At 65.7% G+C, this 11,888-nt stretch carries 10 protein-coding genes; 1 reads left to right on the forward strand and 9 read right to left on the reverse strand.

Annotation, left to right across the window (positions count from 1 at the left end; all coding sequences use genetic code 11):
* The 5 genes from CSC73_RS18160 to CSC73_RS18180 form a co-directional block, all read right to left on the reverse strand.
* A partial coding sequence (locus tag CSC73_RS18160; protein ID WP_163843475.1) for an FtsW/RodA/SpoVE family cell cycle protein occupies positions 1-707 on the reverse strand: 707 nt, incomplete at its 3' end.
* Entirely contained in the window at positions 704-2,809 is a 2,106-nt protein-coding gene (mrdA, locus tag CSC73_RS18165; RefSeq protein ID WP_163843478.1) for a penicillin-binding protein 2, read from the reverse strand. The genes CSC73_RS18160 and mrdA, both read right to left, overlap by 4 nt.
* Before the next feature lie 2 nt (positions 2,810-2,811).
* On the reverse strand, positions 2,812-3,291 hold the full coding sequence (gene mreD / locus CSC73_RS18170; RefSeq protein WP_163843481.1) for a rod shape-determining protein MreD: 480 nt from the start codon (positions 3,289-3,291) through the stop codon (positions 2,812-2,814).
* Positions 3,288-4,412, reverse strand: coding sequence for a rod shape-determining protein MreC (gene mreC / locus CSC73_RS18175; protein WP_163843484.1), 1,125 nt, complete (start codon positions 4,410-4,412; stop codon positions 3,288-3,290). Before mreC ends, mreD begins: the two co-directional genes overlap by 4 nt.
* A 170-nt stretch (positions 4,413-4,582) precedes the next feature.
* A complete protein-coding gene (locus CSC73_RS18180) occupies positions 4,583-5,632 on the reverse strand; it encodes a rod shape-determining protein (RefSeq protein WP_163843487.1) in 1,050 nt (349 codons plus the stop codon).
* A 286-nt stretch (positions 5,633-5,918) separates the two neighbouring features.
* Here CSC73_RS18180 and CSC73_RS18185 point away from each other — a divergent pair, with 286 nt between their 5' ends.
* Positions 5,919-6,851, forward strand: coding sequence for a carbohydrate kinase family protein (locus CSC73_RS18185; RefSeq protein ID WP_163843490.1), 933 nt, complete (start codon positions 5,919-5,921; stop codon positions 6,849-6,851).
* Between the two features lie 97 nt (positions 6,852-6,948).
* On the opposite strand, the gene CSC73_RS18190 is transcribed toward CSC73_RS18185, so the two are convergent.
* From CSC73_RS18190 to CSC73_RS18205, 4 genes are all read right to left on the reverse strand, one after another.
* Complete coding sequence (locus tag CSC73_RS18190; protein WP_163843495.1) at positions 6,949-7,416, reverse strand: aminoacyl-tRNA deacylase; 468 nt, start codon at positions 7,414-7,416, stop codon at positions 6,949-6,951.
* 675 nt (positions 7,417-8,091) lie between these two features.
* Entirely contained in the window at positions 8,092-8,841 is a 750-nt protein-coding gene (locus CSC73_RS18195) for a hypothetical protein (protein ID WP_163843498.1), read from the reverse strand.
* Entirely contained in the window at positions 8,838-9,818 is a 981-nt protein-coding gene (locus CSC73_RS18200; protein ID WP_163843512.1) for an alpha/beta fold hydrolase, read from the reverse strand. The genes CSC73_RS18195 and CSC73_RS18200 overlap by 4 nt, the downstream gene beginning before the upstream one ends.
* Positions 9,819-9,821: 3 nt before the next feature.
* Positions 9,822-11,828 (reverse strand): M1 family metallopeptidase, encoded by a 2,007-nt coding sequence (locus tag CSC73_RS18205; protein ID WP_163843514.1) that lies wholly within the window; start codon positions 11,826-11,828, stop codon positions 9,822-9,824.
* Positions 11,829-11,888: the final 60 nt, after the last annotated feature.

An 11,888-nucleotide genomic window follows, 5' to 3' on the forward strand; every position in this document is an offset into this window, starting at 1 on the left:
CCGGTGTCGACTGCCCCCTCGCTATCACACGACACCACATTCCTCCCCAGCCACATCCCCCCCGCCCCCGGCTCGCATACCACCCCCCAGGCCAAAGTGAATAGCGGCGCGGTAAACAAACGCGCCCCGCCCACCGCCACGCCCACCCACCACCACGGCAAGCCGGCCAGCAGCAGCGCGAACACGCCGCTGGCCGCGACCAGCATGCCGGTGCCGAAATCGGGCTGCAGCAGGATCAGTCCGGTCGGCACGCCGATCAGCACGCCTGCCGCCAGCACGGTACGGATGCGCGGCGGCAACGGCTCACGGTGCAGATACCAGGCCATCATCATCGGCAAGCAGAGTTTCATCAATTCCGAAGGCTGGAAATAGAACAGCTTCAGGTCGATCCAGTGATTGCCGTGTTTGCCGCTGCCGATGAACAGCACCAGGATCAACGGCAGCAGCGAGATAAGGAACACACCGGGCGTCCATGCGCGCAAGCGCGAAGGCGTGACCCGCGACAAGCCCCACATCGCCGCCAGCCCGACCACGAAGCGCGCGCCCTGCGCCAGCATCAGCCGCATGCCCTGGGCATCGCCGCCGGCGCTGTACAGCACGGCCAGACCGATACCCATCAACACGCTGAGCGCCAGCAACAAGGGCCAGTCCAGGGTTCGCAGGAAGTAGCGGACCAGGTCGGCCAGCCAGCGCAGGATCTCGCTCATGGCGTGCGCTCCTGCGGTTTCGGCTTGAGCCCCTCTCCCGCTGGGAGAGGGGTTGGGGTGAGGGTACGGTTTACACGTGGAGTAGCAGATTGCACTGCCCTGGCATTTTCGGGTGCGGGCGAAGCCGGTTCTACGCCAGTACCGGCATTCGCCTCACCCCGTACCCTCTCCCCAACCCCTCTCCCGGTGGGAGAGGGGCTCGAAACGGGAGAGGGACTCAAGGCAGCGTCGGTCTTTTCCGACCCTGGCACTTCCGGAACTTCCGGCATCTTGCCCAGCAACCACGCATCGAAGACCTTGCGCGCGATCGGCGCAGCGGTGGATGCGCCGTAACCGCCGCCTTCCACCGCCACCGCCACCGCAATGGTCGGGTTCTCGGCCGGCGCATAGCCGATGTACAGCGCACGGTGGCGCTTCCACAGCGGCAACGATTTCGGGTTGACCGCGACGGTGCTGCGGTTGACCACCTGCGCGGTACCGGTTTTGCCGGCCGAACGATAGGCCGAGCCGCGGAATACGCTGGCCGCGGTGCCGATGGCGACGGTCATTTCCATGCCTTCCTGGACCACGCGTACGTGGTCGGCGCGGTCGCTGATGCGCAGCGGCGCCGGCTGCGGCAACGGCTGCCACGGTGCGTCGAAGCCGGCGCGCTGTTCGGCCGCCAGGTGCGGGCGGCGCATCAGGCCGTCGTCGGCGATGGCCGCGGTGCCGCGCGCCAGCTGCAGCAGGGTCGCTTTCCACAGGCCCTGGCCAATCGCCGAATTGACCAGATCGCCGGGGTACCAGCGTTCCTTTGCGTATTTCCGCTTGCTTTCCGGGGAGGGCACGATGCCTTCGATTTCGCCCATCAGGTCGATGCCCGTCTTCTGGCCGAAACCATACCGCCCCATATACTCGTCGTAGCGCTGCACGCCCATGTCCAGCGCCAGCCGGTAGTAGTAGGTGTTGACCGATTCGTAGATCGACTTGCGCGCGTCGGTCCAACCATGACCGCCGCGATGCGAGTCGCCCCAGCCGCGCCCGGTCATGCCTGGCAGGCGGAACATGCCGGTGGAAAGGACCCGGTCCTCGGGTTTGCGCAGGCCGCTGTCCATGCCGGCCAGCGCGGTCAACGGCTTGACTGTCGAACCCGGCGCCACCCCGCCCAGCACCAGCCGGTTGAACTGCGGACGCGAAGGATTGCTGTTGAGCGCGTTGAAATCGGCATGCGAGATGCCGTTGACGAACAGATTGGGGTCGTAGCTGGGCAGACTGACCATGGCCAGCACTTCGCCGGTGCGCGGGTCCAAGGCCACCGCGGAACCTTCCAGATCGCCGAACGCCCGCACCATGGCCAGCTGCAGGTCGGCGTCCACGCTCAGGCGCAGGTCCGAACCGGCCTGCGCCGGCACGCGCCCCACCGTGCGCAGGGCGCGGCCTTCGACATTGGTCTCGACCTGCTCGTAGCCGATCTTGCCGCGCAGCGTTTCTTCGTAATAGCGTTCCAGGCCGGTCTTGCCGATATGGGTCAGCGCGGCGTTGCCTTCGCCCAGGGTTTCCAGGTCCTTGTCGTCGATGCGCGCCACGTAGCCGACGATGTGCGCGAACAGATCGGCGTACGGATAGCGGCGGGTCAGATAGGGCTCGAGCTCCACGCCGGGAAAGCGCCAGCGGTCCACCGCGAACCGCGCCATCTCTTCTTCGCTGACACGCAGCTTCAGCGTGATCGGCCGGAAGCCCCGGGTCGCCTTGCGGGTGGCTTCGAAACGCTCGATGTCTTCCGGGGTGAGCACGAAAATCCTGCCCAGTTCGGCGACCAGCTTTTTCGGGTCGCCGGCCTTCTCCGGCATCACTTCCAGGCGGAACGCGGGCACGTTTTCCGCCAGCAGCCGTCCTTTGCGGTCGAAGATGCTGCCGCGGCCGGGCACCACCGGCTTGGGTTTGATGCGGTTGGCCTCCGACAGCGTCGCGTACTCGGTGTGGTCGATCACCTGCAGCTTGAAGTACCACCCCGCCAGTCCCAGCAGCGCGAGCGCAACCACCACGAAGCCCAGCGCCGCGCGGCGGCGGAACTGTTCGGCTTCCGCATGCGGATTCTTCGACGGTCGGCGAGCGGGCCGCATGGCTACTGGCGCTTGCCCAGGCGCAGCGCATCCAGCATCAGGAACAGCGGCGGCCACAGCAGCATGCCCAGCACGGGCGCCCACCAGTAGTTCCAGGGCAACGCCGGTTCGCCCAGCGCCAGATGCACCGCGCCGGTCACCACGCGATCGTTGAGCAGCAGCACTCCGATCGCCAGCGCCTGTTGCGAGGTCGGGAAAAAGCGCAGGCGCGCGCGGAACCTTTGCAGGATGAAGGTCATGATCACCAGACGCAGCGCCTGTTCGCCGAGCAGTCCGCCGAACATGAGATCGGCGATGATCCCGACCACGAAGGCGAAACCCAGCCCGGCGCTGTCCGGCGCTTCGATGACCCAGTAAGCCATGACCAGCGCCAGCCAGTAAGGGCGCAGCGGCTGCAGCATGCCCGGCAAGGGCAGCAGGCCCAGCAACAGCGTGATGACGATGCTCACCGGCAGGATCCAGCCCCTGCGCTGACGGCTCATGGGCGGGGCTCCTGCTGGGTGGGTGGAGACTGGTTCGACGAGGATTGCGCAGGCGCGGTCTTGAGCCCCTCTCCCGGCGGGAGAGGGGTTGGGGTGAGGGTACGGTTTACACGGGAACCTGCAGACGACTGCGGATTCGCATTTTCGACAGCGGGCGATGCCGGTCCAACGCCAGTGCCAGCATTCGCCTCACCCCCTACCCTCTCCCCCACCCCTCTCCCGGGGGGAGAGGGGCTCGATGCGGCGGCTTCGCCCAGTCCCGACTCCCTATTCCCCATTAGCGCCTTCGGCGCCGAGCGCAACAGCAGCACGTCGCGGCCGCGATTCAACTGGGCGGCGGGCTTGAGCTCGCCGACCAGAAACGCGCGGCTGTCGTCCGGGCGCAGGGCGGTCACCGTTCCCACCGGAAACCCGGCCGGAAACCGCCCGCCCAGACCGGAACTGACGATCACGTCCCCGGTTTTCACGTCGGTGTTCAGCGGCACGTCGGACAGTTCCAGATGATCGCCGCGGCCGTACACGATCAAACGCACGCCATTGCGCGACACCACCACCGGCACCGCATGGTCGGGATCGGTCAGCAGCAGCACGGTGGAATGGGAGGGAGTGGTTTCGATGATCTGTCCCATCAGACCGCCGGCGTCGATCACCGCCTGGCCCACGTGCACGCCCTCGCTGCTGCCGGCATCCAGCACCAGGCGCTGGCGGGTCGGGTCGAGGTCGATGTTGAGGATCGGGGCCAGCTGCACATCCAGGCCACGGCTTTCGGCGGCGCCCAACAGTGCGCGCAGCTGTGCGTTGTCGGCGGCGGCCGTCTGCAGGCGGGTCAGGCGCGCGTTGGCGATCAGCAGCTCGTTGCGCAGGTTGCGGTTTTCGGTGGTCAGGCGGGTGCGGGTACCGGCATCGTCCTGCATGCGCGCGCCCAGCCTGCCGGGCAGGCCGGCCAGCCACCACAGCGGCTGGGTGGCCATGTTGGCCTGAACGCGGAACTGGGAAAGCCAGCCGCCGCGGTGATCGAAGATGATCAGCGCGATGGCCAACGCCAGATACCCCAACAGCCTGAGCGTGCTGGCGACTTCGCCTGGACGGGCAGTGACGGGAGGACCGGCGTAGGAGGGCACGGATTAAGGCCGGGAATGGGGAATCGGGAATCGGGAATGGGAAACTGCGTGGTGCCTGTCGGGTACGGCGCGCGTATCCGAAGAGACATTGGACGGGCCTGACGAATCGAAGGCGGGAGGCGATGCAGGTTTTGCCATTCCCGATTCCCGATTCCCCATTCCCGACCTCGTCATTCCGGAGCGAAGAACTCGTTGCCGTGCATGTCCACCAGCTCCAGCGCACGGCCGCCGCCGCGGGCCACGCAGGTCAGCGGATCGTCGGCCACCTGCACGTGCAGGCCGGTTTCCTCGGAGATCAGGCGATCCATGTCGCGCAGCAGGGCGCCGCCGCCGGTCAGCACGATGCCGCGTTCGGCCACGTCCGCGCACAGCTCCGGCGGGGTCTGCTCCAGGGCCAGCTTGACCGCGCTGACGATGCCGGCCAGCGGCTCGTGCAGGGCTTCCAGCACCTCGTTGGAGCTGATCTTGATCATTTTCGGCACGCCCTCGGCCAGATTGCGGCCGGAGATCTCCAGTTCCTGCACTTCCGGCTGCGGATAGGCGCAGCCGATCTGCAGCTTGATGCGCTCGGCGGTGGCCTCGCCGATCAGCATGCCGTGGTTGCGGCGCACGTAGTTGGTGATGGCCTCGTCGAAGCGGTCGCCGCCGATGCGCACCGACTGCGAGTAGACGATGCCGTTCAGCGAGATCACCGCCACTTCGGTGGTGCCGCCGCCGATATCGATGACCATCGAGCCGCGCGCCTCGGTGACCGGCATGCCGGCGCCGATGGCCGCCGCCATGGGTTCTTCGATCAGATAGACGTCGCGGGCGCCGGCCTCTTCGGCCGATTCCTTGATCGCGCGGCGCTCCACCTGGGTGGAACCGGCCGGCACGCACACCAGCACGCGCGGGCTGGGGCGCAGAAAGCGCGATTTGTGCACCTTCTTGATGAAGTACTTCAGCATCGCCTCGGTGTAGGTGAAGTCGGCGATCACGCCGTCCTTCATCGGGCGGATGGTGGTGATGTTGCCGGGGGTGCGGCCCAGCATCTGCTTGGCCTCGGCGCCGACGGCAGCCACGGTGCGGGTGCCGCCGAAAGCGCGGTCCTGGCGCACCGCCACCACCGAAGGTTCGTTGAGGACGATGCCCTGGCCGCGCACGTAGATCAGGGTGTTGGCCGTGCCCAGGTCGATGGACAGGTCGTTGGAGAACATGCCGCGGAGTTTCTTGAAGAACATCGAGGGAAGAGTCCTGCTGTGCCGACGCGGCGCAAAGTCCGCGCGGTGGGGAATTCGGGGGTTCGCTAGACTAACAACCGCCCCGGGGGGCGGCAAGGGAAAATCTCGGGAAAACCGTACTATTCCGGCGTTTCGGGACATCCGGCGCGATCGTTCGTTCGCTGCGCAGTTCGCCCACTGCTGGCTTGCGCATGGCCTAACCGTTAACCTTTGCGCCGCCGAGGTGTCCGCCTGGGCCGTAGTCCGGCCCGCCGGCCGCGACTTTCCTCATTGAAGAGACCGCCCGATGTCCGCACTGATCTGTGGTTCCCTTGCCTACGACACCATCATGGTGTTCCCGGACCAGTTCAAGAACCACATCCTTCCGGACAAGGTGCACATCCTCAACGTCTCCTTCCTGGTACCGCGCATGCGCCGCGAGTTCGGCGGCTGCGCCGGCAACATCGCCTACAACCTCAAGCTGCTGGGCGGCGAACCGATCCCCATGGCCACCGTGGGCCAGGATTTCGGCCCGTACCGCGAATGGTTCGTCGAACAGGGTATCGACATGAGCCAGGTCAAGGTGATCGAAGAACTGTTCACCCCCCAGGCCTTCATCACCACCGACCTGGACAACAACCAGATCACCGCCTTCCACCCCGGGGCGATGATGCGCAGCTACGAAAACCACGTGAAGAACGTGCCCGGCGTCACTTTCGGCATCGTCAGCCCCGACGGCCGCGAGGGCATGCTGCAGAACGCCACCGAATTCGCCGAGGCCGGCATCCCGTTCATCTTCGATCCCGGACAGGCCATGCCGCTGTTCAACGGCGCCGAGCTGCGCCATTTCATCGAACAGGCCGACTACGTCACCGTCAACGACTACGAATCCAACCTGCTGCAGGAACGCACCGGCTGGAGCGAGAACGAGATCATGCAGCGGGTGAAGGCCTACATCACCACCCGCGGCCCGCACGGCTCGCAGATCCACACCCCGGAAAAGACCTTCGACATCCCGCCGGCGCACGAACGCCGGGTCACCGACCCCACCGGTTGCGGCGACGCGTTCCGCGCCGGCCTGATCTTCGGCATCGAGAAAGGCTACGACTGGCTGACCATCGGCCGCATGGGCAATCTGATGGGCGCGCTGAAGGTGGAGCACCCCGGCACTCAGAACCAGCGCTTCGACTACGCCGAATTCGCCGAGCAGTTCAAGCAGCAGTTCGGCTATTCGCTGTAAGGATTGCGTAGGGTGGGCCTTGGCCCACCATTGCCATCCACCTGTTCGCGATAACGCCTGACGGAGTGGCGGGCCAAGGCCCACCCTACCGCGCCAATCACATCACATGCGCCAGCCATAGCAATTCCGGCTGCGCCAGGCGTTCGAATTCGCTATAGGGCATGCGCACCACGTCGGTGTGCGAACCGGCGTTGAAGGCGATTTCGGCTTGTCCGGTCAGGCGCGAATCCACGTAGACCGGCATGCCGTAGAGATTGCCGAACGGAGGCATCGCGCCGAGTTCGCAATCGGGGAACGCGTCGCGGAATTCGTCTTCCTGCGCGAGTTCCACCTCGCTGCCGGCCAGCGCGCGCGACAGGCGCAACAGGTCCACGCGGTAGGACGCGGGCATCACCATCATCGCCAGCTTGCCGTCGACCTTGAGCATCACGGTCTTGGCGAAATGCCGGCTGCCGATGTGCGTCGCCGCCGCGGTCTGGTCGGCGGTGATGGTGCGTTCGTGGGTGAGCGCGGTGTAGTGGCCGTGGCGCTCGTCTAGGAAGTGGTGAAGTCGTGGGGAGAGCATGGTCGCCTCCGCGTGACGCACGCCTGCCGTCCGCTGCGGCGATGCGTCGCTGGGTTACCGGGCGCGCGCTTCCGGCGTCGCGTCGCCTTGGCGGCGCGCTCGATACGCACGCGCTCGTCTTGGGCCGAGCATACTCCGGATGGCCGGAGATGGTGTGATGACCCTGTCCGCTACTGCAAAGAGCTCGATTGACAGGAAATAAGGAACGAAGCATGGAGCGCCCCCTTTGAAAAAGGGGGCTATGGGGGATTTGCTCTTGATCTTCGCGAGGGCAAGATCAAGAGCAAGAGCAAGAGCAAAGCAAAAGCAAATCCCCCTCGATCCCCCTTTTTCAAAGGGGGAGGACAATGCTTCAACACGCTGCGTGAGACGGAATGGGACGCATAAAACGCATAGGGCGGGCTCAAGCCCGCCGCACGGTCCCACACAGCATTCGGCGGGCTTGAGCCCGCCCTATGTTCTGCAAGGAGCTTGAATGACAGGGACAAGAAGCAGAACACGGAGCGCCCCCCTTTGGAAAAGGGGGCTACGGGGGATTTGCTCTTGATCTTCGCGAAGGCGAGGGCAAGATCAAGGGCAAAGCAAAAGCAAATCCCCCTCGATCCCCCTTTTTCAAAGGGGGAGGTCGATGCGTCGACTTGCTACGAGATGCGTCGACTTGCTACGAATGGGGGATCAGTTCCAACCCGGCATCTGCGCGCCGTCCAGGCCACCCGTCTCGAACGTCGCGGTACGAGTGCCGCCGCCCTTGACGGGGAATTCGATCGAAAGGGTTTTCGTCTTGCCCGCCAATCGCCACAGCGACTTGTAGTCGGTCACGAACATGGCGATCGCTTCGTCGGTATCGGGGCGCCACGCGGCCATCGACTTCGCCGCCGCGCCATCGGCGACCACCTTTACGTTGCAGCCGCCCGCGCAACGGAAATCGCTGGCCTGCAGCACCAGGTAGGCGCTGCGCTTCCACTTGGGATGGTCGCGGAAGACCAGCTGCACGGGCCTGGCGCCGCTGCCGTCCAGATCGACCGGATCCTTGCTGTAGATCATCGCCGACTTCTGGGTGCCGCCGGGAGCGGCGACCTGCGCGTAGTTCCACAGCGCCGCGAGCCTGCGCTGTTCGCGCGCGGCTTCGCCCTTGGCTTTCACGTCCTCGTAGCCGGCCTTCATCTTCACCGCGGCCTCGCTGTCGGGATACTGCGACAACAGCGCCGCGCCGTGCACGCGCGCCATGTCCCAGTTCTGGCTGGTAACGGCATTGTCGTACTCGCGCGCCAATGCGGCGGCCGCTTCTTCCTGCGCGGCGGCCTGCGCCTGCGCGGCGGCGCGTTGCTCGGCTTCGCGGTCGCCGCAAGCGCTCAATGCGAGGGCGCAGAAGAGCAGGAAGGCGGCATTCTTCCTCTTGCCAATCTTCTTCGGGCTGATTTTCATCTTGGCTCTCCCTTGTTGATCAGGTACTCGACCGCGGCCGCGACCTCGTCGGGTTTTTCCACTATCGACATATGTCCGCAACCGTCAAGCAATACCTTGCTTGCCTGCGGCATCTGCGCGGCATAAAGATCCATGGCGCTGGAATCGATCACCGCGTCCTGCCGGCACCACAACAGCAAGGCGGGTTGGCGGATGCGCGCGGCGGCCTGGCCCGGCAGGAAACGCTCGTCACCGCGCCCTATCCTGTCGAGCACGCTTTGTTCGAATGGGGCCTGCTGTTTGCGCCAATCGATCACCGCGCGCGATGCCGGCCATGGGATCGAGGGCTTGGCGGCGTCGATATAGAACACCGTATCCAGATAACGCTTGAGCGACGCTTCGTCTTCCACGCCGAACGGGTTCTTGCCTGCCAGCACCTCGGCGCCGAACCGGTTGTCCTTGAAACGCACCCCGGCAGCGTCGAACAGGCCCACGCGCGCCACGCTTTGCGGATGGTCGGCCGCGGCCAGGGCGACGATGCCGCCGCCCATCGAATGGCCGAGCAGAACGACTTCGCTGCCCTGCCGTTTGGCTATCCCATCGATGAAGGCGGCGACCCTTTCGCTTTGCGCCACGAATCCGTAGTCCTGCCCCTCGATGCGCTCGCTGTCGTCCCAGCCCGGCAGGTCCGGGATCACCAGCCGATAACGGCCGCGCAACTTTTCGGCCAGCGGGTACCAGTTCTCTTTGCTGCCGGTGAAGCCGTGGATCATCACCACGGTGGGTGCATCGGCCCGGTCGGCTTCGCGCACCGCATACACCCAGCGATGGCCGGCCACCTGCGCCTGCCGCAACGACAGGCCCGCCACCCAACGTTGCCGTGCGAACTCCGCATGGACCAGCGCCAGCGGATCGCGCCACAGCCACGCCGCCATCGCACCAACGGAAACGGCCGCCAGCAAGGCGACCGTTTTCAGAGTGCGGCGGCGCGAACGCATCGTTTACTTGCCGGCTTCCGTCTTGGCCAGCAGATCTTCGACCGATCCGGTGGTGATCGGATGGTAGCCGGGGCGCGCCTTGGCGAAGACCTGCTTGGCGAAGGCCAGGCCTTCGGGCGTCTTCACCAGTTCCTCGTAGATAGGCATGATCAGCTTGCGGCGGCCCACGCGTTCCAGGAACGCGCCGATCGCCGGTTGCGCTTCGGCATAACCGCTGCGTATGGCCAGCGGATACCAGCGCATCGCGATTTCGCCGTTCTGGGTGCCGGTGAACTTGTAGGCGTCGTCCAGCTGCTTCAGCTGCTCGATGCTCAGCTTGTCGCCCAGGCCGGCGATGAAATGCACCCACTGCTGCGTGGTCCACACCGAGGTGATCTGCGCGTTAGGCAGGGTCTTGCTGCCCAGCCAGGCGATACGCGCGGTATCGACGATGGCGAAGCCGCGCGACTGCGCTTTCGGCGCGAACGCCGGAATGCCCGGCTCGTTGAGCCAGGTGTTCAGCTCGGCATCGGTGACCGCGCTGGGATTCTTGGGCAGCAGGTTCTTGCGCAGATAATCGACGAACTGATCGCTGTTGACGCTCTGGAACGCGTGGTCGGTGAACCAGCCGCGCAGGAATGGATCGAATACTTCGCGGCCGAAACGCTGCTCCAGGAACTGCAGGAACCACGCGCCCTTGTTGTAAGGAACGCCGGACAAGGCCTCGTCCGGATCGCGGCCGGTCAGCGGCGCCAGCACCAGCAGCTGGTCGGCCGGCGCGGCGCTCTTGATCTCCTCGGCCAAATCGGCCTGGTCGATCTGGCGCTCCATTTCCGCCGCTTCCTGCCCGTATACCGCCTCGGTGATGCGCGACTGCACGTAGGTGGTGAAGCCTTCGTTCAACCACATGTCCTTGGAGCTGGCGTTGGTCACCAGGTTGCCGGACCAGCTGTGCGCCAGCTCGTGCGCGATCAGCGACACCAGCGACTTGTCGCCGACGATCACCGTGGGCGTGACGAAGGTCAGGCGCGGATTCTCCATGCCACCGAACGGGAACGAGGGCGGCAGCACCAGCATGTCGTAACGGCCCCACTGATAAGGGCCGTACAGCGCCTCGGTGGTGGCGATCATCTTCTCGGTGTCTTCGAATTCCTTGGCGGCCTTGTCGACCATGGTCGGTTCCGCCCACACGCCGCTGCGCGCGGAGATGGGCTTGAACACCAGGTCGCCCGCGGCGATGGCCAGCAGGTACGAAGGAATGGGGTTGGGCATCTTGAAGCTGTAGTCGCCATCGCGCGGCGCGGCCGGGTCGTTGTCGGCGCTCATCAGCACCATCGCGTCGGGGCGGCTGGTGACGTGCGCGCTGTAGGTGAAGCGCACGCTGGGCGTGTCCTGCAGCGGCACCCAGCTGCGTGCGTGGATGGCCTGCGACTGGCTGAACATGAAGGGCAGCTTCTTGCCTTCGGTCATCGACGGTTCCAGCCACTGCAGGCCGGAAGCTTCGGGCGAGGTCTGGTAGGCGATGCGCACGCTGGGGTTGCGCGCCGGGGTTTCGATGGTCAGCTTGCTGCCGAAGATCTTGTCGTTGGCGGCCAGTTCGTATTTCAGCGGCGTCCAGTTGCCCTTGCCGTCGTCGCCTTCCACCTTGGACAGGGTCAGCGCGCGGGTGTCCAGCACCAATTGTGTCGCGGATTTGTCTTTCCAATTCAACTTGTAGGTGGCCGTGCCGCCGATGATCTTCTTGTCGAAATCGATGGCCAGATCCAGCGCCAGATCGGTGATGACGACCTTGCCGGGCTCGGCGTAGGAGCTTTCATCCTGGCTGCGGTCCACTTTCACGACGGCGGGCTTGGGTTTGGCGGGAGCGGGGGCGGGCCAGGGGGCGGGGACCCCGGGCGCCGGGGCGTCCCTGTGGTCGGTGGCCGGGGGGGCGCCAGCCGCGCGGGCGGCGGGCGAGGCGGAACTGCAGGCTCGGCGGGAGGTGGGGACGTGAGCGGTGTTTTCGCCTCGACCCTGCCGTACGGCTGCCAGTAGCAGGGCCGACGCTTCGTGTTCGTCAGTCCCACCGCGATGCCGGAGGCCTCCACTTTC

The organism is Pseudoxanthomonas sacheonensis, assembly GCF_010093305.1.
GTDB classification, from domain to species: domain Bacteria; phylum Pseudomonadota; class Gammaproteobacteria; order Xanthomonadales; family Xanthomonadaceae; genus Pseudoxanthomonas_A; species Pseudoxanthomonas_A sacheonensis.

What these genes read in the sequence shown, in the direction of transcription:
- CSC73_RS18190 (WP_163843495.1), bottom strand. Translation starts at nt 7,416, where the DNA reads ATGCTCTCCCCACGACTTCACCACTTCCTAGACGAGCGCCACGGCCAC.
- mrdA (WP_163843478.1), bottom strand. Translation starts at nt 2,809, where the DNA reads ATGCGGCCCGCTCGCCGACCGTCGAAGAATCCGCATGCGGAAGCCGAA.
- CSC73_RS18200 (WP_163843512.1), bottom strand. Translation starts at nt 9,818, where the DNA reads ATGCGTTCGCGCCGCCGCACTCTGAAAACGGTCGCCTTGCTGGCGGCC.
- CSC73_RS18185 (WP_163843490.1), top strand. Translation starts at nt 5,919, where the DNA reads ATGTCCGCACTGATCTGTGGTTCCCTTGCCTACGACACCATCATGGTG.
- mreD (WP_163843481.1), bottom strand. Translation starts at nt 3,291, where the DNA reads ATGAGCCGTCAGCGCAGGGGCTGGATCCTGCCGGTGAGCATCGTCATC.
- CSC73_RS18195 (WP_163843498.1), bottom strand. Translation starts at nt 8,841, where the DNA reads ATGAAAATCAGCCCGAAGAAGATTGGCAAGAGGAAGAATGCCGCCTTC.
- CSC73_RS18180 (WP_163843487.1), bottom strand. Translation starts at nt 5,632, where the DNA reads ATGTTCTTCAAGAAACTCCGCGGCATGTTCTCCAACGACCTGTCCATC.